The sequence below is a fragment of the Vibrio sp. Hal054 genome (assembly GCF_037162405.1).
In the GTDB taxonomy this organism is placed as follows: domain Bacteria; phylum Pseudomonadota; class Gammaproteobacteria; order Enterobacterales; family Vibrionaceae; genus Vibrio; species Vibrio diazotrophicus.
Window position 1 is genome coordinate 1,460,993 of the sequence record NZ_JARLUT010000001.1, and the last position, 21,435, is coordinate 1,482,427.

The window sequence follows — 21,435 nt, forward strand, 5'->3', positions numbered from 1 at the left end:
TGCAGCGGTGTTGGCTACGTTCGTTCACCCCAATCACATAGTTATCTATGCTCATGGGGATTCACTCGCTTGCCGCCTACCTGCAACTCCAAGTAGTTTGGGTATACAACGATTGGAGATTACAGTGCGATAGCTTCTAGTTGAGATTGTGCTGATTCAATCCCTTTAGCCGCTGGTTCATCGCCCATGTTTAGGGCTTCTGCGTATACAAACTCAACGTTTGTAATACCAACAAAACCTAGAATCGTTTTTAGGTAAGGCGTCACGTTGTCAGTTGCAGAATCTTTATGGATACCACCGCGAGTCGTGATAACAACAGCTTTCTTGCCTTCGATTAGACCTTGAACGCCTGTTTCTGTGTACTTGAATGTCACACCAGCGCGAGCAATCAAGTCAAACCAGTTTTTAAGCTGAGTTGGAATTGTGAAGTTGTACATAGGTGCTGCGATAACAAGTGTATCTGCCGCGTTGATTTCAGCGATTAGAGCGTCTGAAAGTTCAACAATTTCTTTTTGCTCTGCAGTCAGATCATCCGTAGCGCGAAGTGCTGTTGCTACTGATAAATCAAGTACTGGAAGAGGAGAAGCAGCCAGATCACGAACAACGAGTTTATCTTGATCGAATTTGGTTAGGTAAGCATCAATCAGTTTACTTGATTGAGAGTAATCACCAAGGATGCTGGATTTAAGTGCAAGTACTTGAGACATAATTTTTCCTTTACTGGAGGTATCACATTGATGGTTACATCATAATGAGAGCTATGACACATAAGAAGCAGGAATATTTGCATGACTCATTCAAAAAAATTGAATAAGAGGAATTGCTAATCCTGACCGCACTCTGTGATACAATCCGCGCAGTTTTGTTAATTAAAAGAATAGGTAAACGCTTTGACTCAGTCACAGCCAAATACAGAAACGAATAACTCAGCAAAAGCGAACAGTGCAGAATCTCTGAAGAAAGCACTGAAGCAATGTTTGCTGAAAGATCGCTTTCGATTAAGCAAGCGTATTTCGGGCGCAAGTAAAATCAAAAAAGATGCTGCTCGTCATGCCGTGTTTGATGAAATCGCTTTAGATATCGCACAATCTATGATGGTCGTGCAGCAGCGAATCAACCAGAAAGTCACTATCGAATACCCAGAGCTTCTTCCTGTCAGTCAAAAGCGCGACGACATTGCGAAAGCGATTCAAGAGAACCAAGTGGTTATCGTTGCTGGTGAAACAGGTTCAGGTAAAACTACTCAGCTACCAAAAATTTGTGCTGAGCTTGGTCGAGGTAAATATGGCCTGATTGGTCATACTCAGCCGCGTCGTCTTGCTGCTCGTTCAGTTGCAACCCGTATTGCAGAAGAGATGGAAACCGAACTGGGCAATTTTGTCGGTTATAAAGTTCGATTCAACGACCAAATTTCGAATCAAACACAAATCAAGTTGATGACAGACGGTATTTTACTGGCTGAAATTCAGCACGACCGTTTTCTCAACCAATATGACACCATCATTATCGATGAAGCGCACGAGCGTAGCTTAAATATCGACTTTATCCTCGGTTATTTGAAACAGTTGTTGCCGCGTCGCCCTGATCTGAAAGTTATCATTACCTCGGCAACGATCGACCCTGAACGTTTCTCAAACCACTTTAACAATGCACCTATCATTGAAGTGTCTGGACGTACATATCCGGTGGATACTCGTTACCGCCCATTGTCGAGCGACGAAGATAGTGAACGTGATCAGCTTGAAGGCATTTTTGAAGCGGTAGACGAGCTTTGCGATGAAGGCTTAGGCGATATTCTGATCTTTATGAACGGTGAGCGCGAAATTCGTGATACGGCGGATGCGTTATCGAAACGTAACCTTCGTGATACTGAAATCGTTCCTTTGTATGCTCGCCTTTCAGCCGGTGAACAAAACAAGATTTTCCAACCGCATGCTGGTCGTCGAATTGTATTGGCGACCAACGTGGCGGAAACATCGCTTACCGTACCGGGTATCAAATATGTGATCGACCCAGGTACAGCGCGCATCAGTCGTTACAGCTACCGAACTAAAGTTCAGCGTCTTCCTATTGAACCTATTTCTCAGGCAAGCGCCAACCAGCGTAAAGGCCGTTGTGGTCGTGTGGAAGAGGGTATCTGTATCCGCCTGTACTCCGAGGAAGATTTTAACTCGCGTCCGGAGTTCACCGATCCTGAAATTCTGCGTACCAACTTAGCGTCGGTTATTCTACAAATGACTGCACTTGGTCTGGGTGATATTGAAGCCTTCCCATTTGTCGAAGCGCCAGATAAACGCAACATTCAAGACGGTGTGCGTTTGCTTGAAGAGCTCGGAGCGGTTAAAGAAGAATCGAAAAACAGCAATAAACAACTTACCGAAGTGGGGCGTAAACTGGCTCGCTTGCCAATTGACCCTCGTTTAGCTCGTATGGTGTTGGAAGCGCCACGCATGGGTTGTTTAAAAGAAGTGATGATCATTGCTTCTGCGCTCTCTATTCAAGATCCGCGTGAGAGACCAAGTGATAAGCAGCAGTCTTCGGATGAAAAACATCGTCGTTTCCATCATGAAGAGTCTGACTTCCTAACGTTTGTGAACTTATGGGAATACATCAAGCAACAACAGAAAGCGCTCACGGGTAACCAGTTCCGCCGTCAATGTAAGCAAGATTACCTCAACTATTTGCGCATTCGCGAGTGGCAGGATGTTTACTTCCAATTGCATCAGTCAATGCGTGAAATGGATTATAAGCTCAACGACGAACAGGGCAGCTATGAAGGTGTTCATACCGCTATTCTTGTTGGTTTGTTATCGCACATTGGTATCAAAGACCCAGAGAAGAACGAGTATCAAGGTGCTCGCAACGCTCGCTTCAATATTTTCCCAGCCTCTGGCTTGTTTAAAAAGCAACCTAAGTGGGTGATGTCTGCTGAGTTAGTTGAAACATCCAAACTCTGGGCGCGTATCGTGGCGAAAATCCAGCCTGAATGGATTGAACCGCTGGCGAAACACTTAATCAAACGCAGCTACAGTGAACCGCATTGGTCGAAGAAACGTGCGGCGGTAATGGCGTACGAGAAAGTAATGATCTACGGTATTGCGATTGTACCTAAGCGCCTAGTGAACTACGGCAACATTGATCCGGTATTAAGCCGTGAAATCTTTATTCGTAGTGCGCTTGTTGAAGGTGAATGGGAAACCAAACACAGCTTCTTCAAACTTAACCGCTCGCTACTGCAAGAAGTGGAAGAGCTGGAGCACAAGTCACGTCGTCGCGACATCTTGGTTGATGATGAAGACTTGTTCCAATTCTATGACCAGCGTGTTGGTAAAGAAGTGGTTTCTGGTCGTCATTTTGACACTTGGTGGAAAGCGACCAGCAAGACGTCGCCAGAGCTGCTGAACTTTGAAAAAGAGATGCTGTTCAAAGGCGATGCTAGCCATATTACAGATTTAGATTATCCAAACTTCTGGTATCAAAATGGCCTCAAGCTAAAACTCAGTTATCAGTTTGAACCGGGTGAGGATAGTGACGGTGTCACTGTTCATATTCCTCTGCCGATCTTAAACCAAGTTGAACCACAAGGTTTCGAATGGCAGATACCGGGTTTACGTCATGAACTTATCGTCAGTTTGATTAAGTCTCTACCGAAAATCTTGCGTAAGAATTTCGTACCCGCACCTAACTATGCAGATGCATTCTTGGCGCGAGTAAATGCGATGGAACTGCCTCTACTTGACGCTTTAGAGAAAGAACTGCGTCGCATGACGGGCGTTGCAGTATCCCGTGATGACTGGAATTTGTCGCAGGTGGCGGATCACTTGAAAGTCACCTTTAGAGCGGTAGACCACCGAAACCGTAAGCTTAAAGAGAACAAAGATCTCTACGAGCTGAAAGAGAGCTTAAAAGAGAAAGTTCAAGAAACCCTTTCTCAGGTTGCTGATGACGACATAGAGCAATCAGGTTTACACACTTGGTCGTTTGGTGAACTGCCAAAAGTGTATCAGCAGAAACGTGGTGGTTTTGACGTTAAGGCATACCCTGCGCTTGTAGACAAAAAAGACAGCGTTGAAATTAAGCTGTTTGAAACTGAGCAAGAGCAAATCAGTGCGATGCGCGAAGGTCAACGTCGTTTGATTTTACTGAACGTGCCTTCACCGATTAAATATCTGCACACCAACTTGCCGAACAAGTCTAAACTTGGATTATATTTCAACCCGTTCGGTAAAGTGATGGACTTAATTGATGACTGCATTGCATGTGGTATCGACAAGTTACTTGAAGAGCGTGGTGGACTAGCGTGGACGCCAGAAGAGTTTGAGTCTCTGAAAGAGTTTGTAAGAGCCGAACTGGGTGACACCGTGGTTGATATTGCGAAGCAAGTTGAAGCGATACTGACAATGGCATTCAATATCAATAAACGATTGAAAGGTAAGGTTGACTTCACGATGGCATTTGCATTATCCGATGTGAAAGCGCAAATCGAAGGCTTGATATTTAAGGGCTTTGCAACGGAATGTGGCTGGAAACGACTACCGGATATCTTGCGATACATGAAGGCAATAGAACGCCGCTTAGAGAAATTGCCGATCGATCCGAATAAAGATCGTCTGCATATGCTTAAGGTGGAATCGATTCGCAATGATTACAAAGAGCTGTTAAACAAAGTTCCGAAGGGAATGGCATTGCCGGAAAATATCAAAGAAGTTCGCTGGATGATTGAGGAACTTCGAGTAAGTTTCTTCGCGCAACAACTCGGCACGCCTTATCCTGTCTCGGATAAGCGAGTTAAGAACGCTATTGATGCATGTTCGGTATAAGATTTGCATAGCTGAATGAAATCACTATAATTTGGCGCCACGTGGCAACGGATCGCCGAATTTGGGACTGTTGCCTCACGTTATAAAAGAAGGTTTATTATGAAAAAGACTCTATTAGCAATTGCTCTTATCGGAGCTTCAACAACAGCGTTCGCTGATTCATGGATTTACGGTGGTGCAACTGTTGGTCAGTCTGACTTTAAAGGCAAAACGGGTACTTCTTACAACGTACACGCTGGCACAGGCATTCTGCCATTTATCGGTGTAGAAGCAGGTTATACAAAGCACGGTGATTTCGATTTCGGCGCTGGCAATGATCAAACTGCGAGCTCAGTTTACTTTGCATTAAAACCAAGCATTGATTTTGGTCCTCTACACGTTTACGCGAAAGGTGGCCTACATTCTTGGGACCTAGACCAAAACGGTACGAAGATCGATGATGGCGTAGATATCATGTACGGCGTAGGTGCTGAATACTTCATCATGGGTCCATTCTCTGTTGGTGCTAGTTACAACAGCTACACTTTAGATAACGAAGATATCAACTCATTCTCACTAAACGCGACTTTCCACTTCCTATAAGTCGGATAGTTCCTATAAGCACTGAGAGTGCGGATACGTAAAAGCCAGCCTACTAAGGCTGGCTTTTTTGCGTCTTCGATTAGGAAACTTAACCTAAGTAACGTGAAGTCAGGTGTTTCTTAAAGAATTCCGCATTCAGTGTTTCACCAGTGGCTTGTGTCACCAACTCGTCAGTAGTGAATAAGCTGCCTTTACTCCAGATATTATTCGACAACCAAGTGAAGATTGGTGTTAAGTCACCGCTACGTATAACGCTGTTTACATCTACCGTTTTCTTCATTGCTGCCATAAATTGAGCTGCATACATGGCACCTAACGTGTAGCTAGGGAAGTACCCGAAGCTCCCATCTGTCCAGTGGATATCTTGCATGCAGCCATTTCTGTAGTTGTCTTTGGTGCTTAGACCTATGTAGGCTTGCATTTTTGCATCCCATAGATCTGGAACATCAGTGTGTTTGATCTTGCCATTCATTAAATCGCGTTCGATTTCATAACGCAAAATGACATGGCTAGGATAGGTGAGTTCGTCGGCATCAACGCGAATAAAATCTCTTTTCACTCGAGTGTAGAGCTTCTTCATGTTCTCCACTTCAAGAACGTGTTTATCACTATCCTTAAAATGAGTCGCAGCTAAGCCCGCTAGATGGTGAATAAAGTTTTCGTTTCGTCCAACCTGCATTTCAAAAAATAGCGATTGAGATTCATGAATACCCATTGATCGTGCTTCGCCAACAGGATTGCCAGCTAATGACTTTGGAAGTCCTTGTTCATATCGTGCGTGGCCGGTTTCGTGCACTATGCCCATCAGCGACTGAACAAACTCTTTTTCGCTGTAGCGAGTGGTAATACGAACGTCACTTGGAACACCACCACAGAAAGGGTGAACACTTTCATCGAGTCTGCCGTGGTTGAAGTCAAACTGAAGTAACTTCATTACATCTAAACCGAGAGCTTTTTGTGTCTCAGTCGCATAGTGACCATTAGGCATAATGATCTGTTCAGATTTCTGCTTTTCTATCGCGGCATCAATTAAGTCTGGTAGCCAGCTTTTAACATCATTAAATACTACGTCCAAAGATTGTGTGGTTGTGCCCGGTTCATAGATATCCAGCATCGCGTCGTATGGCGTTAGGTCTGTAGCGTCTGCTCTGATTGCGGCTTCTTCTTGTGACAACTTAACGACTTCTGCCCAATTCTTTTCAAAACCAACCCAGTCGTTCTCTTTACGTTGAGTCCGCCAAGCGTGTTCACACTTTGAACCAGCAAGGGATTTCGCCTGAACTAAGCTTTCCGGAAGCACATTTGCTTGCTGCCATTGGCGTTTCATCTCTCTTAATGTAGATAGCTGTTGATGATTAAGAGATTCAGAAGCGGCAGAAGTAAACCACTCTTCAAGCTGTGGTTTCGTCATTAGGCTATGAATATGAACTGAGAGTTCAGCCATCGCTTCAGAGCGAGCCTGAGCGCCGCCATTTGGCATCATTGAAGCTTGGTCCCAACCACAGATCGCAGATAGGTGGCTGAAATGAGAAATGGTTTTAAAGTGTTGAACTAAGGTGTTGAATGCACTCATAGAAAGTGTTCCTTTATCCTTAAAGAAATTTGCAGAAAGTGTATCAAGGGAAAAACTAATCACCAAATTAAGTTGTTGTAATCTTGTTGCTCATTGAGCAGAAAGTTACTTATTTTTAGGCAGGATATTGCTTTATATCTCAATGGTTTAATTTAACTTATTGATTTGTTGATGATAATTATTTGGCATTTGACTTGCTCTTTATTCAGCGACTTAGCGCATAACGCGATATTTATACCGATAAAGAGGAATGTAAAATGCCAACTCCATGTTATATCTCGATAGAAGGTCAAACCCAGGGCTTGATTACGTCTGGAGCATGCACTTCAGATTCAATTGGCGATTCATTTGTTGAAGGCCATGAAGATGAAATGCTGGTGCAGCAATTTGACCACAGTGTGACTGTTCCAACGGATCCACAGTCGGGTCAACCTTCAGGTCAACGGGTTCATAAACCGTTTAAATTCACTGTAGCGTTAAACAAAGCTGTACCTCTGTTGTACAACGCTTTGGCGTCAGGTGAGAAAATGAAGTCCGTTGAGTTGAAATGGTACCGTACGTCCATTGAAGGTAAGCAAGAGAACTTCTTCGTCACCAAACTAGAGAATGCTTCGATTGTTGATATTCATTGTGAAATGCCTCACTGCCAAGATCCGGCAAAATCAGATTTTACGCAAAATCTAACGGTGTCGATGTCTTACCGTAAAATCACTTGGGATCACGTCAATGCTGGTACGTCAGGCTCCGACGATTGGCGAAAACCCGTTGAAGCGTAAGCCTAAAGTTAAACCAACAAAAAAGTCGCCTAGTTTGGCGACTTTTTTATCTGTATACACTCAATCAATGATTAGGCTCTACGCAGAGCAATTCGTTGTCCAAACACGTTGAACAAAGCGCCGACAACAATAAGAGCACCACCGATATAGGTAGACACAGCTGGAATTTCTTCGAAATACACCAGTCCGATAACAATCGAGAATACGATCTGAACGTAAGAGAACGCTGAGGCTTTACCCGCTTCTTGCGTTTTCATTGCTTTGGTTAAGCCATATTGCCCAATCTGTGTAAACACACCAATCATAATCAACATAAAGGTCAAATGAAGATCCGGCCATATAAAATCATTCCATACCAGCAGAATCGAAATGGGAGTAGCAATCATTGGGAAGTATAAAATGATGACAGAACTGTCTTCCGTTTGGCTTAGCTTACGAACAATGACATAAGCGATAGAGCTACCAAAAGCGCCAATGAGGGCAACTATCACGCTGAATGCGGGTAGGTTGACTTCAGTGGAACCATCAAGTTCTGGCAATAGGATGCAATATAGACCCAGTATGCATAGCACAATACAGATCAAGGTTGCTGGTTGAATTCGTTCTTTCAAAAAGAACACGGCTAGCAACGCGGTGAAAATAGGGTGCGTGTATTGAAGAATCGTTGCTTCTGCTAGCGGTAGTGACGTTACGGAGTAGTAGACACAAATAAGTGAAAACGTGCCTACAGCGCCTCTAAGCAATAGCAATGGGCGATTGTTACCCCAAACCGAAATGCGTTTACGTTTTACGTCAGCATAACTAATGACAAAAGAAACCAGAGCCCTTGCCGCGACGATTTCAAAGACAGGAATGCCATATTCATGAACCGCTTTTACGCTGGCTGTCATCAAGGAGAAGCCGAGCGCAGAAAGAAACATAAAACGTACGCCGACAGGAATTGCCAGCAAAGGGTTGGTTTGCATAGTAAAAGGTGACTTAGTTTAAAGCAGAATTAGAGCGATACTTTATCGTTACACGTCGTCGTTGTCGCGCATTTTCTGAAGTGTTTTTCATTCTCATTACTATCACAGAACCGTAAACGGTAAGAATGTTTCTAAAAACGGGAATATTGGTTATGGTATTTATGTCTAAAGGGAAAATGCTAGTTGGAAAGAAGCAAGGATTCTCTTAGGTTTAAATACATAGGGCCAAGTTCATTGGAAATTCATTAACGATAAAACCGTTGTCCTAGATAAGTGTTGGAACTGCTTACGGCGACAAATAAAGTCCGTTTCCCCTGAAATGGTTGAAACGGCTAAGGATATTTATGAATGCAAACTATCTGGATTAAAAATCCTCTCGCGATTTATACAGGGAATACCAAAGATGCTCGTGGTGGTGTGGTAATTCGCGGAAACAAAATTATCGAACTGGTTGCGTTAAACGCTTCACCTTCAATATCTTATGACTACGCTGTTGATGCTTCGCATCACGTCGTCACTCCCGGGCTCATCAATGCTCACCATCATTTTTATCAAACATTAACTCGCGCTTATCCAACCGCTTTGAATAAAGAGCTTTTTCATTGGCTCAAGAGCCTCTATCCGGTATGGGCGAATCTTGACGATGAAATGCACAGTGTTGCGACCGAACTTGCGCTGGTGGAACTGATGCGTTCAGGCTGTACAACCGCATCAGACCACCATTATTTGCTGCCATCAGGACTTGAACACGCCATTGATATACAGGTTGAAACGGCACGTAAACTCGGCGTGCGTACTATCTTCACTCGTGGATCAATGAGTTTAGGCGAGGATGAAGGTGGTCTTCCGCCAAGGCAGACCATACAAAAAGAACAAACCATCATTGATGATAGCGAACGATTAATCCGTGATTATCATCAGACTCAAGATGGAGCAATGACGCAAATCGCGTTAGCACCGTGTTCACCGTTCTCGGTCACTACAGACTTAATGAAGGAAACCGCTCGTATTGCAGAGCGCGACGGTGTTATGACTCATACACACTTGTGTGAAACCATCGATGAAGAGAATTTTTGCATTCAACGCTTCGGAATGAGGCCGGTAGATTATTTGGAAGATGTGGGTTGGCTTAATGACAGAACTTGGCTGGCGCACGGCATCCATTTCAACTCAGAAGAAATTATCAGGCTCGGTAAAGCAGGGGTGGGTATTTCACATTGCCCGACCTCGAACATGATGCTTGCTTCAGGAATGTGTAAGAACTTAGAACTGGAATCTGCTGGCGTGAAAGTAGGGCTGGGTGTAGATGGTTCGGCTTCCAATGACGGTTCGAATATGATTGCCGAAGTTCGTATGGCGATGTATTTGCAGCGACTTCAATACGGTTCCGCCAAAGTGACCCATTTCGATGCATTACGTTGGGCGACGAAAGGTTCGGCAGCGGCAATGGGACGCAGTGATATCGGGGAGTTAGAGGTTGGTTTAGAAGCCGATATAGCCATGTTCAAGCTTGATGATATTCGTTTCTCAGGAAGTCACGATCCATTAGCTGCGCTTTTACTGTGTGGTGCTCAGCAAGCGGATAAAGTGATGGTGGCTGGTCAATGGCGAGTTTTAGATGGTGAAGTGTTGGGTATTGATATGGCTCAACTGCTAGAGCGTCATTCAGCGGCAGCGAAGCGCTTAGCGCAGCTCGCTAAATAATTATTCTTTAACTTAAAAGTCATAGAGACAGTGTGAGATCTTTGTTGTATAACGAAGATCTCATAATTCATCAGGGATTGATAATGTACATTCAAAATTTCGAAGCTTTTCTTATTGCTATTACCATTCTGACTCTCACTCCTGGATTGGATACCGCACTGGTTATTCGTAACACCTCACGAGCGGGATTCGCGGATGGTTGTACTACGAGCTTGGGAATTTGTACGGGACTATTTGTCCACGCTACCTTTTCTGCAATCGGTATTTCAGCGATCTTGGCTCAGTCAGCAGAGCTGTTTCATTTCGTGAAAATGATTGGTGCGGCTTATTTAATTTGGTTGGGTTTATCGAGTCTTAGAGCGCTTATGGCTTCTGGTCAAGGGCTCAATGTAGCAGTGGCTACGCATTCATCTTTGAATTTGAAACGTTCACTGCGTGAAGGTTTCTTATCGAACGTATTAAACCCTAAAACAGCGGTATTTTACTTAGCATTTTTGCCACAGTTTATTAATCCTGAACATTCACCTTTGCTTCAATCTCTATTGATGGCTGCGATTCATTTCGTGATTGCTATGATTTGGCAATGTGGTCTCGCAGCAGCGTTAAGTTCAGCTAAGAACCTACTTAAAAACGCGTCTTTTATGCGTTGGATGGAAGGCACAACGGGTGTGGTGCTAGTGACTTTAGGCATTAAATTGTTATTTGAAAAAGAAACGGTTTAGTCTGAAACATTATGTTTGCAATAAAAAATAGCGCCAATGCGGCGCTATTTTTTTATCTGTCGAATGATACTTGGTTAAGCTGCTTGGTTAAGCAACAGCTTTTGAATAAGTCACATGCGCTTCAAAGTAACGTTTTGTCTCTTCAACCACAACATGGCGTAGGGCAATCAGACCGATAAGGTTTGGAATCGCCATCAGGCCATTCACGATATCCGCCAAAATCCAGATCATATCCAAATGCAAGAAAGCGCCTGATGCTACGAGAGCAATGAAGATTAGCTTATATGGCAGAACCGCTTTTGTCCCCAATAGGTAAACCACGCAACGCTCACCGTAATAGTTCCAACCTAAGATGGTGGTAAATGCGAAGAACATTAAGCCGATAGAGACAAGCATTGGCCCCAACGTGTTTGCATTTAAGCCAACAGCGAATGCATGAGTTGTCATTGCAGCACCAGCCAAATCTGTTTGCCATGCACCGGTAAGAATCAATGCTAAGCCCGTCATGGTACAGATGATGATGGTATCGAAGAACGTGCCTGTCATGGAGATCAAACCTTGGCGTACACAAGAGTCCGTTTTCGCTGCTGCTGCTGCCATTGGAGCACTACCAAGGCCGGATTCGTTTGAGAATACGCCGCGTGCTATACCAGATTGGATAGCCAGCATAATGCTTGCGCCAAGGAAACCACCTGTTGCAGCGGTTGAAGTGAAAGCAGAAACCAGAACCAACTCAATAGCATTCAACAGTTGATCTGAATTGGTGATAATCACACTCAGACAAGCAACAATGTAGAACACCGCCATTGTTGGTACCACTTTACCCGCTACTTTCGCAATAGACTGAATACCGCCGATAGTGACGAATGCCACTAGCAGAGTCAGCACCACTGCGGTTACTTCACGTGATACACCAAATGAAATCTGTGTTGCATCTAAAATCGCGTTTACTTGAGGGAAAGTACCAATACCAAAACAAGCGACACCCAGAGCAAAAATTGCAAACAACACTGCAAGTGCTTTTGAGCCAACGCCGTATTGTAAGTAGTACATTGGTCCGCCGACCATTTGACCATTTGCGTCTGTTTTACGATATTTCACAGCAAGTAGACATTCGGCGTATTTAGTCGCCATGCCAAATACAGCAGCCAACCACATCCAGAACAGTGCGCCAGGGCCACCGACTTTGATAGCTGTAGCTACGCCCACGATGTTACCCGTGCCTATCGTTGCGGATAGGGCAGTACACAAGGCAGCGAAACTGGATACATCACCTTCTTTGTTTGAGTTTTTGTCTTTGGAAAAGACCATCTTTAACGCAGTGGGTAGATGGCGAAACTGAAGTAAGCCTAAACGAAATGTGAAATAGATACCTGTACCAACAAGTAATATCAGAAGTGGTGGACCCCAAATAAAATTGTCGATCGATTGTAGTAATGATTGAAGGTTTGTCATGAATTCCCCTTAAAAAATAACACATAAGGAGAAGAGAGAAAGGGTATTAAAAAATATAAATAGATCCGTGGCATTGGATGCAACGAACACAATAGGGCCTTTCACTCCTCTGTCCTTTTGCCTGAGAGTTTCACCCTGCTAAACGCAGGACTTGCTCCTTCGGCGACCGATTTAACGGTTCTCTCCAGAGGTTCCTCCAACTACAGTCCTCGCTTATTCCAAATACGGAATAAAGCACCTGAAAGATTTACTTCTTCGGCGGGTAACACTAATCTAACAATTTTTTATTAGATTAATAACCTCTCTCCTGCAGTCTTCATCGGAACAATTATCCAAGTGAATGGATAATTTGCGTTGGCGATATTAGCGAAATCAAAATGTGATGTCACGCGCTAGATCAATTTAATGTAACATTGTGGTTCAAGTTACGGATTTATATACTTTCCCATGACTTTATGGGCAATAATACGTGATATAAGCAAGTCAACAAATTGGAGGAATCCATGAACAGGTTAATTGCTATCGCTGTATTGGTGGTGCTGGCTTTTCTGTTAATCCGATATGGTACTAACGCGAAATTTCAGAAGTGGATTGTCACAACTTTGGTTTCTGCGTTTGTCATCTACGTTGTGACAGTTGTTGTAGCTGAATTGATCCGCTGATGTTTGTATACCTAAGTGACTTCAAGATGCAGAATTCAGAGCTTCATCAAAGAGTACAGGTCAATCTAAATAACGGTAGGAATGGCATTCCCTTTCAATATATTGGGAGTAAAAAATGAATCAAACAGATTTAGATGATGATCATGATGATGTTGTCGTCATCGAGCAGCGTGATAAAAGGGGTGTTGTTTATATAGCAGTGGCTGCTGTATTGGGTTTGGCACTTGGAGGTCTGATTGGTTCTACAGTAACGGCTTCTAAGTGGGAAAAAACATACCAAGTGCTTGAGGCTCAGTATCAGAAGAGTTTAGAAACCAAAACAGAAGAAGCGGCGGTTGCAGAGCAGAATAAAACCTCAGCCCAAGAAGAGTTTGATAAGCAGCTTACAGCGGCGATGGATGAGCAAGAACAAAAGCATCAACAAGCTTTGGCAAACATTGAATCGCAACTGACTGAGCTTGAAAAAGTGAATATGTCGTTGGAAGCGCAAGTCGCAGAACAAAAAGCGCTGCTGGAGCAGACTACTCAGCAAAACGCTAAGTTGAATCGTCAGTCAGATATGCAAACCACCATGCTTGAGCGTTCTCGTGAGTTATTCCAGCAAGAGCTGAAAATTAAGCAAGAAGTAGAAACCTTGCAGAAAGAACGTGACGAGTTGGTTCCTAAGCTAAAAACACTGAAAAAAGAGTGTGATGTTTATTTAGAAGGTAAGTCATGGGATGCGACCTCAGACTCTTGTGATAAACAGGATGCTGCGAGTTCGAGAATTAGCCAAATTGATCAAATGCTAAGAATTCATCAGATGGACTTAGAGCAAATCAAAGCACTTTCAGAAGAACTTGGACTTTGAATGTCGAAAGAAAAAACCAGCCAAGTGGCTGGTTTTTTTCAACTTAGTGTGACAACACTTGTTATTAATCGCGGAAGTTGTTGTATTGGAACGGCTGTTCCAAATCAGAACCACGTAGGAAAGCGATCACTGCTTGTAAATCATCACGCTTTTTACCGGTTACGCGTACTTTGTCGCCTTGAATTGAAGCTTGAACTTTTAGCTTCTCATCTTTGATCATCTTAACGACTTTCTTCGCTAAATCGGTCTCAATACCTTGTCTGAAAACCACTTCTTTAGACCAAGTTTTACCTGACGGTACCGATTTTTTCGATTCCATTGAACGTGGGTCAACACCGCGTTTCGCGAGGTTGTTACGCAAGATGTCCATCATCTGAGTGATTTGGAAATCGTCAGGGGCAGTAAGTTTTACCGTTTCATTTTTTAGTTCAAAACTGGCTTCAACGTTGCGGAAGTCAAAACGTGTTGCTAGATCACGTACAGAGTTCTCGACAGAGTTACGTACTTCAACAGTATCGACTTCAGAAACGATATCAAAAGAAGGCATGTTAAGTTTCCTTATTGTTGATTAGAGCGGCGTACTTTTATCGACTCAGCCAGCATCGCTAGCATTGTCTTGGTATCTTCCCAGCCCAAACAAGGGTCAGTGATAGATTGGCCGTACGTCAGATTATCAAGGTCAACCATAGACTGGTTTCCTTCCTCAATAAAACTTTCAGCCATGATACCCGCTATTTTATGACTACCGGACTCGATTTGCTCACAAATGTTTTGAGCAACGTCTAATTGTTTACGATGCTGCTTTTCGCAGTTCGCGTGGCTGAAATCGACCACAAGACGTTCCGGCAAATTAAATTGGGCTAGTTGCTTACACGCTTCATCAATTGATGTGGCGTCAAAGTTTGGTCCAGATTCGCCACCACGTAGGATAATGTGACCGAAAGGGTTACCCGCAGTGCGATAAACCGTCATGCGACCATTTTTATCTGGCGAATAAAAGTAGTGCTGGGCATGTGATGCACGAATCGCATCAATAGCAATTTTCACATTGCCATTGGTACCGTTCTTAAAACCGACAGGACAAGACAGGGCAGAAGCCATTTCTCGGTGAATTTGAGATTCCGTCGTACGCGCGCCAATTGCTCCCCAGGTAATCAAATCAGAGATATATTGGCCGGTGATCATATCCAAGAACTCAGTCGCGGTTGCAAGACCAAGCTTGTTAATATCGAGCAGAAGTTTACGCGCTTTGTTTAGACCAGTTTCTAATGCATAGGACCCATCTAAGTTTGGATCGGTAATTAAACCTTTCCAACCAATAACTGTGCGCGGTTTTTCAAAGTAAGTTCGCATAACAATAAACAATTCATTGCTATATTGTTCTTGAATTGCACTTAAACGCTGGCCGTAATCCAAAGCTGCTTCTGTATCGTGTACAGAACATGGGCCTACGATGACCAAAAGGCGATCGTCCTCGCCAGTAAGAATCTGTTCGATTTGTCTGCGAGAGTGAGCAATACGTTGTGCAACTTCTTCCGTAATTGGATGTGCTTGGCTAAGTTCTGCCGGAGTTGGCATTGGTCCCAACGCTTGGGTTCTTAATTCATCTGTTTTGGTTGGCATAGGAGAATAGCCTGTCCTTTTATTGCGAAGCGCTAAAGATAGCGAATTTGGCTGTCAGAATAAACAGTTGCGAGCATTTGACGCTCATAAAAAGTGTAAAGTGAAAATATATTCAGTTTTTCATCATAACTATTGAATATATGCTTGTTTTTCTCTCTTTGACTCGGTATTTTCGAGCTAACAACAAAACGGTAATTGGAGCAGTAATGAGTTTTGAACAACAAGGAATCATCCATCAAAAATTGGTGTTGGGAAATACCCTGCCAAATGCGGAGCCACAGCAAAGTAGCCATGCCTTATTTATATCGCTGTCTGAATTGATTGCAGAGAGTGTGTTCTACCATCCTGCATTGGCTGCGGGTGGAGTAGAGTTGCTTCCTGAGTTAGAACAAAACTCTTTGAAATCTCTGCTAAACGGACAGTCGATCGAAGAACATTTTGTCTCAGTTCTTGTAGAACGCATTACGCGGTCGATCAGTGCTGAACATGCCTCAATTCGAATTTGTTTAAGCTCATCAGACAGCTATGCGTTTAAAGCACTGATTGGCGGAAGCATAGAAGAAGATGAAGTTAACCCAGCAATGGGTGTTCGCGGTGTGTCTCGATTTGCTTCTAGCAAGTATTCACCGGCGTTTGCTCTAGAGTGCAAGGTCATCAAAGCACTGCAAGAGAAAGGTCATAACGTAGAGATCGTTGTACCGTTTGTCAGAGCGTTGAGCGATGCTGCAACCATTATTGATCGTCTGGCTGAACAAGGTTTACCACGTGGTTTGAATGGTCTGAAAGTGCTGTATGTTTGTAGTGTGCCTTCGGCTGCGTTGGTTGCAGAGAAACTGCTGCAGTACTTTGATGGTGTTGTCATCGATTGGGACGACCTGACGCAGATGACGTTAGCGGTGGATAAACATAATGATGCGATTAGCTATTTATATAACCCAGAAAGCGAAGCGGTAAGTCAATTAGCGAATCTTGCTGTAACTGCTGCAAACTTGGCTAAAAAGCCTGTAGTGGTTGTTACTCGTGGTTTGGAAAACTATCCGAAACTGCAGGAACATCTTGTAGAAAACATCCAGCCAGAGTCTATTTTTAACTTTTAACTCGCTGTTCTTGATTGAGAATTAAGAGATTGGTGAGAGCATCACTGATCTCTTAATTTTGTTAGCGAAATGTTGACACTTTATCCTGCATCCCTTTAACTGACCGAATAAATATAAAACAACATACCTTAAAAGGTCAGAAACATGCTCTCTACACTTACTAAAGCAAATTGGTATCTCAAGTCATTTGGATTTTTTAAAGTTCCTTTGATTTGGGCATGCCGCCCTCAAATTTTATCTCTCAATGATAAATCGATAGAAATCCGTATTCCTTTAAAACGACGCAACAAAAACCATTTGAACAGTATGTACTTTGGTGTGCTCGCTGTAGGCGCAGACGTAGCTGGTGGCTTTATGGCTATGGACAAAGCAGGGCAACGTGGCGAAAAGGTGTCATTGGCTTTTAAAGCGGTCAAAGGGGAGTTTTTTAAACGTCCGGAAGCGGATGTGCACTTTCACTGTAATGACGGCGAACTGATAGATGCAATGCTGGATGAAACCATAGCAACAGGTGAGCGAATTAATAAAGACGTAAAAATTGTTGCCACTTGCCCATCTTTACATGGAGATGAGCCAATGGCGGAGTTTTTGTTAACCTTGTCGCTTAAGCGCATTAACAAGCGCGGATAGCCTGATTTAACTAGCTTAGCCCGATTATAGTTGGATTTCGGTTTTCTCAATATCGACGATCTTGCTTCGGTTGAGTACTACTTTCCAACGATAGTAACGAGGGCTTTGCTGGTGTCCGTCTTCTTTAATGATTAAGTTGATTAAATGACGTTTTTCGACGGATTCTCGGCTTACCTGACCATTGCTCAGCCGATAAATACGGTTGGAACCTTTATCCATCAAGCGGGTTAGGGCTCGCAGATCGATCAGCATTACATCTCGAGTTTCTTCATAGCCACTCATGAAACGTGACGTTGTCATTTCAGTTTCGGAGCGATAATGGAGAATTTGCTCTTCCCTTTGAACCACGCGTTTCTTACGTATTATTTTGATGCGATCGGCTAAAGCAGAAAGCGGCTTATAGTCGAGCCATTCGATTTTTTGACCCACCTGCTTGCCGGTTGTCGGATCGAAATAGCGTCGACGCCACTTCGGTTTTCCTTTGCGAATCCAGCGCCACATCATGTCTTTCAAATCGTCTTTAAATATCTCGCGCAAAGCGTAGACAAAAGACATAGCGATAATGAATGATGCGGTGATTTCTCCCCAATAATCTCTTGCCAGAATCGCTGTAATAGTCACAAACACCATCACTAACCCCGTCGCTAAGCCTTTGACTGCGCGCCTCATATTTTTACCTAAAGAAGTCACCTTCTCAGTAAGAATAATCGGATGCTCTATCAAACGACGTAGCAAACGCATTTTGTTGCTCAAGCGGGTAATGTCTTGATCAGCTTTGACAGAGTTATAGTTGTTCAGAGTTCGGTGCGCTTGCTCCCTTTCAACCAAGGTAATCAGGCGCTCTTTTATGGTTTTATATTCTTTATCACGAGTCAGCTGAGACACCATGGATAAGAATTTTTGTTCAGTATACCAAGAGAGGTAGTTATCGATATTTGCGTAGTAACGCTTCAAACCTTCTTCGTACGGAATGCTTCGGCGTAGTCGTTTAAGTATGTCTAAAGAGAGTTCTATAACAGTATCAACCTCATCTTCAGTGACGCTGTCACTTGAAAGGTTGAGCTGACTGACGGCTTTATCTAATGCGATAACATATTGATAAGCAAACAAACTTAAACTTACACGGTACTGTGTTGGAGAGAGCCTGCCACGTTGGGCAAGTCGACTGTGTACAAGTGGGAGAAGAATTTTGTCACTGTAGTAGGAGCGTTTTTGATGAATGGAGCTGTAAAAAAATTCAGACTCAGTCATTACGTCAGAGGTAAGTCCTAGTTCGCCCGGAACAAAGATATACATGTCTAAGTCCAGTTTTTTGCTTTCTGACATCTCAGTGGTGATTTTTAACGTAACCGCATCTTGCTTATCTACCGTGATCAACAATAACTCCTAACTATCTTCGAAAAAAATAACGAAATTTTCTCTGATGAACAGGCGAAAGCATAACAGAGATAACGTATAATCTCTGCAAATTTGAGGTGAGACAGTAATTAATGATTAACGTTGGCAAGATTAACAGTCTAGAAGTGGTAAAAATCGCTGAGTTTGGCGTGTTTTTAGATGCGGGCGAATATGGCACAACAATGTTGCCAAAACGCATGGCTCCTGAGGGCGTAGAACTCGGACACTATGTTGACGTATTTTTGTATTTCGATTCAGACAACCAATTGGCTGCTACAACTGAAAAACCTGTGGCTCAAGTGGGTGAATGGGGCTTAATGACGATTGAAAGTGTTAACAGCACTGGCGCGTTTGCAAGCTGGGGTATCAAAAATAAAGATTTGTTGCTTCCATTTAGCGAGCAACGTACGCGCTTTAAGCCGGGTCAAAGCGTACTGGTTTATGTTTATACAGATAAAGCGTCTGGTCGTATCGTTGGTACCACTAAGTTCAATAAATGGTTGGATAAAACACCAGCTAATTACACTAAGAACCAGCAGGTTGATTTAATTATTGCTGAACGGTCAGACTTGGGCTTCAAAGCAATAGTAAATGGCGAGCATTGGGGAATGATTTTCCCTTCAGATGTATTTGGTAAGTTATTTATTGGTAAAAAGCTGAAAGGCTTCATCAAGAATATTCGCCCTGATGGCAAAATTGATCTCTCTTTGCAGAAGATCGGTGTTGAGAAGATGGACGACTTGAGCGAGAAGATTTTAGAGACTCTGGCTAAGAAAGGCGGTTCAATGCCATTAAGTGATAAATCAACGCCTGAAGCTATCTTTGCTGAGTTCCGTACCAGTAAAGGGACGTTTAAGAAATCTATCGGTACTTTGTACAAACAAGGTAAGATTGTTATCGAGCAAGATGGCATCCGCTTGGCTTAAATGCCAAGCTTTATAGCTTTGTTTGTTCCTCCTGAATAACCTTGTTTCCCTAGAATAAAAAAAGGCCCGAAATGCTTTGCATTTTTGGGCCTAGGGGAATGGCTCCGAAGAGCCTGCGCTAATTTCCACTTACAAATAAGTGTAGTACAGGCTCCTCGTTTAGCGAGGGTTAACTAGAATTTCATACTATAGTTTGCTTTTACAAAAGAGAAGTTTGCTTTTTAGAATAGGTTTTTGTCTCTAACAAGCTCTCTTGGTAAACCATTTTTCACTCGGTTACCGACCCATTTTCCTAATCCAATCACATCGTTACCAAAGCGGACGATGACTTCACCTTGGCCACTTTGCCCTTGTGGACGAACATCACGCCCCATATACCATTCTCTGGCGTCTTCAATCGAGAGTTCAATACCGCAAGCTTCTTTCCCCGTTGCAAGAGTGGTTGCAACTTGGTGTTGCCAGCGATAGCCTTTTTTGTGCGTTTCAGCAATTTTAATCCCCATGCGAGAGAAACGTAGCTCACCCAGCATTGGCTCTAATGCATCAGGGAATAACCATACATCGTTATCACGAAGCCAGACGGAACTGTTTTCTGGCAGCGAAATACCTAAGCATTTTTTCAGCTCTTGATTCACGTCGTTTGAAATCTTCGCGTTGGCTTTTTCAAACGGGAATTTACCTAAGCGTTTTTTGACTGGTGGCGTTTCGACACTGGCATTCTTGCGGATTCGAGCCACGAAGAAGCCTTCGCAGTCATAAACTTGTGGGAATATATGCAGGAAACCTTCTTCTGTTAATGCTTTATTGGCTTCAGGGAATAGGGAAGCTAACGATTCAAAACTGACTGCATCGCCGAATGTCTGTTTAAGATGCTGGCACACGTCTTGGTTCTCTTCACGGCTTAATGTACAGGTTGAATAAACAAGCACACCACCGACTTTTAGGGCCTGAAAGGCACTTTCGATCAGCTCTTTTTGTGTATCCGCAATACTATGAATGGATTCTTTGCTCCAGTTTTTCAATGAATCTGGATCTTTACGAATGGTTCCTTCGCCTGAACATGGCGCGTCCAACAACACGGCATCAAATTGCTCAGGTAACCAACTGCCAAACACTCGTCCATCAAAGTTGGTCAGCGCAGTGTTGCGAATGCCGCAGCGTTCTATGTTGGCATGTAGGACTTTTACACGGCTGGCTGAGAATTCATTCGCTACCAAAATACCGTTGTTTTGCATTAAGCCTGCAATCTGCGTTGTTTTTGAGCCCGGTGCTGCCGCAGTGTCTAGCACTGACAGATAAGGGCTGTCTTCCGCGGTGAACAGTGCAGATACAGGCATCATTGAGCTGGCTTCTTGGATATAGAACAAGCCTGCCATATGTTCAGCGGTATTCCCCAGAGGTACGTCACTTTCGTCAGCATCAATCCAGAAACCAGTATCACACCAAGGTACAGGTTCTAAAGCCCAGCGTTTATCTTCAGCGCGTTTTTTGAATTCCTCTACAGAGATTTTCAATGTGTTTACGCGAACACTTTTACGTAACGGTCTTTGGCATGCTGCAATGAAATCTTCCATGTTTAACTCAGGAGGAAGAATTTCGGCCATTGAAGATAGGAACAGCTCAGGGAAGGATATATTAGGATGCAAAACGTA

At 43.4% G+C, this 21,435-nt stretch carries 18 protein-coding genes and 1 riboswitch; of the genes, 10 read left to right on the forward strand and 8 right to left on the reverse strand.

Annotated features, from left to right (window positions below; genetic code table 11):
* Positions 1-119 precede the first annotated feature (119 nt).
* Positions 120-707: an FMN-dependent NADH-azoreductase gene (locus P4S58_RS06725; protein WP_112404717.1), complete on the reverse strand. Its 588-nt coding sequence runs from the start codon at positions 705-707 to the stop codon at positions 120-122.
* 183 nt (positions 708-890) lie between these two features.
* On the opposite strand from P4S58_RS06725, the gene hrpA reads away from it, so the two are divergent.
* Entirely contained in the window at positions 891-4,820 is a 3,930-nt protein-coding gene (hrpA, locus tag P4S58_RS06730; RefSeq protein WP_337163310.1) for an ATP-dependent RNA helicase HrpA, read from the forward strand.
* Positions 4,821-4,919: 99 nt separating this feature from the next.
* Positions 4,920-5,402, forward strand: a complete 483-nt coding sequence (locus tag P4S58_RS06735) for a porin (RefSeq protein WP_102955068.1) — start codon at positions 4,920-4,922, stop codon at positions 5,400-5,402.
* Positions 5,403-5,490: 88 nt separating this feature from the next.
* On the opposite strand, the gene P4S58_RS06740 is transcribed toward P4S58_RS06735, so the two are convergent.
* Entirely contained in the window at positions 5,491-6,975 is a 1,485-nt protein-coding gene (locus P4S58_RS06740; RefSeq protein ID WP_112404715.1) for a carboxypeptidase M32, read from the reverse strand.
* A gap of 257 nt (positions 6,976-7,232) precedes the next feature.
* Here P4S58_RS06740 and hcp-2 point away from each other — a divergent pair, with 257 nt between their 5' ends.
* Positions 7,233-7,751, forward strand: a complete 519-nt coding sequence (hcp-2, locus tag P4S58_RS06745; protein WP_042482515.1) for a type VI secretion system effector Hcp-2 — start codon at positions 7,233-7,235, stop codon at positions 7,749-7,751.
* Between the two features lie 71 nt (positions 7,752-7,822).
* Here the strand turns inward: hcp-2 and P4S58_RS06750 are convergent, their stop codons facing one another.
* Positions 7,823-8,716: a DMT family transporter gene (locus P4S58_RS06750; RefSeq protein WP_102964445.1), complete on the reverse strand. Its 894-nt coding sequence runs from the start codon at positions 8,714-8,716 to the stop codon at positions 7,823-7,825.
* Between the two features lie 348 nt (positions 8,717-9,064).
* Here P4S58_RS06750 and P4S58_RS06755 point away from each other — a divergent pair, with 348 nt between their 5' ends.
* Positions 9,065-10,420, forward strand: a complete 1,356-nt coding sequence (locus tag P4S58_RS06755) for an 8-oxoguanine deaminase (RefSeq protein WP_042482508.1) — start codon at positions 9,065-9,067, stop codon at positions 10,418-10,420.
* 83 nt (positions 10,421-10,503) lie between these two features.
* Positions 10,504-11,142, forward strand: coding sequence for a LysE family translocator (locus P4S58_RS06760; RefSeq protein ID WP_042482506.1), 639 nt, complete (start codon positions 10,504-10,506; stop codon positions 11,140-11,142).
* 87 nt (positions 11,143-11,229) lie between these two features.
* Here the strand turns inward: P4S58_RS06760 and P4S58_RS06765 are convergent, their stop codons facing one another.
* On the reverse strand, positions 11,230-12,597 hold the full coding sequence (locus P4S58_RS06765) for an alanine/glycine:cation symporter family protein (RefSeq protein ID WP_042482503.1): 1,368 nt from the start codon (positions 12,595-12,597) through the stop codon (positions 11,230-11,232).
* A gap of 99 nt (positions 12,598-12,696) precedes the next feature.
* Positions 12,697-12,795: riboswitch (glycine riboswitch) on the reverse strand.
* 305 nt (positions 12,796-13,100) lie between these two features.
* Between P4S58_RS06765 and P4S58_RS06770 the strand changes: the two genes are divergently transcribed.
* Together P4S58_RS06770 and P4S58_RS06775 are read left to right on the forward strand one after the other, a co-directional pair.
* A complete protein-coding gene (locus tag P4S58_RS06770) occupies positions 13,101-13,259 on the forward strand; it encodes a hypothetical protein (protein WP_042482498.1) in 159 nt (52 codons plus the stop codon).
* A 115-nt stretch (positions 13,260-13,374) separates the two neighbouring features.
* Complete coding sequence (locus P4S58_RS06775; protein ID WP_337163320.1) at positions 13,375-14,109, forward strand: chromosome partitioning protein ParA; 735 nt, start codon at positions 13,375-13,377, stop codon at positions 14,107-14,109.
* Between the two features lie 64 nt (positions 14,110-14,173).
* Here the strand turns inward: P4S58_RS06775 and P4S58_RS06780 are convergent, their stop codons facing one another.
* The gene (locus P4S58_RS06780) at positions 14,174-14,656 is read right to left on the reverse strand and encodes a YajQ family cyclic di-GMP-binding protein (protein WP_102955554.1); all 483 of its coding nucleotides are present in this window, start codon (positions 14,654-14,656) and stop codon (positions 14,174-14,176) included.
* A gap of 11 nt (positions 14,657-14,667) precedes the next feature.
* Positions 14,668-15,732, reverse strand: coding sequence for a 3-deoxy-7-phosphoheptulonate synthase (locus tag P4S58_RS06785; protein ID WP_337163322.1), 1,065 nt, complete (start codon positions 15,730-15,732; stop codon positions 14,668-14,670).
* 206 nt (positions 15,733-15,938) lie between these two features.
* Here P4S58_RS06785 and P4S58_RS06790 point away from each other — a divergent pair, with 206 nt between their 5' ends.
* Both P4S58_RS06790 and P4S58_RS06795 read left to right on the forward strand, forming a co-directional pair.
* Positions 15,939-16,829, forward strand: a complete 891-nt coding sequence (locus tag P4S58_RS06790; RefSeq protein ID WP_337163324.1) for a putative PEP-binding protein — start codon at positions 15,939-15,941, stop codon at positions 16,827-16,829.
* A gap of 144 nt (positions 16,830-16,973) precedes the next feature.
* Positions 16,974-17,459 carry a PaaI family thioesterase gene (locus P4S58_RS06795; protein WP_042482485.1) on the forward strand — a complete coding sequence of 162 codons (486 nt, stop codon included), beginning with the start codon at positions 16,974-16,976 and terminating at the stop codon, positions 17,457-17,459.
* Between the two features lie 24 nt (positions 17,460-17,483).
* On the opposite strand, the gene P4S58_RS06800 is transcribed toward P4S58_RS06795, so the two are convergent.
* A complete protein-coding gene (locus tag P4S58_RS06800) occupies positions 17,484-18,836 on the reverse strand; it encodes a hypothetical protein (protein ID WP_112404618.1) in 1,353 nt (450 codons plus the stop codon).
* A gap of 113 nt (positions 18,837-18,949) precedes the next feature.
* On the opposite strand from P4S58_RS06800, the gene P4S58_RS06805 reads away from it, so the two are divergent.
* A complete protein-coding gene (locus P4S58_RS06805) occupies positions 18,950-19,783 on the forward strand; it encodes a CvfB family protein (RefSeq protein WP_042482480.1) in 834 nt (277 codons plus the stop codon).
* 221 nt (positions 19,784-20,004) lie between these two features.
* On the opposite strand, the gene rsmF is transcribed toward P4S58_RS06805, so the two are convergent.
* Positions 20,005-21,429, reverse strand: a complete 1,425-nt coding sequence (gene rsmF / locus P4S58_RS06810; RefSeq protein ID WP_042482477.1) for a 16S rRNA (cytosine(1407)-C(5))-methyltransferase RsmF — start codon at positions 21,427-21,429, stop codon at positions 20,005-20,007.
* Between the last annotated feature and the right edge of the window lie 6 nt (positions 21,430-21,435).

What these genes read in the sequence shown, in the direction of transcription:
- P4S58_RS06755 (WP_042482508.1), top strand. Translation starts at nt 9,065, where the DNA reads ATGCAAACTATCTGGATTAAAAATCCTCTCGCGATTTATACAGGGAAT.
- P4S58_RS06765 (WP_042482503.1), bottom strand. Translation starts at nt 12,597, where the DNA reads ATGACAAACCTTCAATCATTACTACAATCGATCGACAATTTTATTTGG.
- P4S58_RS06770 (WP_042482498.1), top strand. Translation starts at nt 13,101, where the DNA reads ATGAACAGGTTAATTGCTATCGCTGTATTGGTGGTGCTGGCTTTTCTG.
- P4S58_RS06735 (WP_102955068.1), top strand. Translation starts at nt 4,920, where the DNA reads ATGAAAAAGACTCTATTAGCAATTGCTCTTATCGGAGCTTCAACAACA.
- P4S58_RS06760 (WP_042482506.1), top strand. Translation starts at nt 10,504, where the DNA reads ATGTACATTCAAAATTTCGAAGCTTTTCTTATTGCTATTACCATTCTG.
- P4S58_RS06740 (WP_112404715.1), bottom strand. Translation starts at nt 6,975, where the DNA reads ATGAGTGCATTCAACACCTTAGTTCAACACTTTAAAACCATTTCTCAT.
- P4S58_RS06775 (WP_337163320.1), top strand. Translation starts at nt 13,375, where the DNA reads ATGAATCAAACAGATTTAGATGATGATCATGATGATGTTGTCGTCATC.
- P4S58_RS06725 (WP_112404717.1), bottom strand. Translation starts at nt 707, where the DNA reads ATGTCTCAAGTACTTGCACTTAAATCCAGCATCCTTGGTGATTACTCT.
- P4S58_RS06805 (WP_042482480.1), top strand. Translation starts at nt 18,950, where the DNA reads ATGATTAACGTTGGCAAGATTAACAGTCTAGAAGTGGTAAAAATCGCT.
- P4S58_RS06780 (WP_102955554.1), bottom strand. Translation starts at nt 14,656, where the DNA reads ATGCCTTCTTTTGATATCGTTTCTGAAGTCGATACTGTTGAAGTACGT.
- P4S58_RS06790 (WP_337163324.1), top strand. Translation starts at nt 15,939, where the DNA reads ATGAGTTTTGAACAACAAGGAATCATCCATCAAAAATTGGTGTTGGGA.
- P4S58_RS06750 (WP_102964445.1), bottom strand. Translation starts at nt 8,716, where the DNA reads ATGCAAACCAACCCTTTGCTGGCAATTCCTGTCGGCGTACGTTTTATG.
- hcp-2 (WP_042482515.1), top strand. Translation starts at nt 7,233, where the DNA reads ATGCCAACTCCATGTTATATCTCGATAGAAGGTCAAACCCAGGGCTTG.
- P4S58_RS06795 (WP_042482485.1), top strand. Translation starts at nt 16,974, where the DNA reads ATGCTCTCTACACTTACTAAAGCAAATTGGTATCTCAAGTCATTTGGA.
- P4S58_RS06785 (WP_337163322.1), bottom strand. Translation starts at nt 15,732, where the DNA reads ATGCCAACCAAAACAGATGAATTAAGAACCCAAGCGTTGGGACCAATG.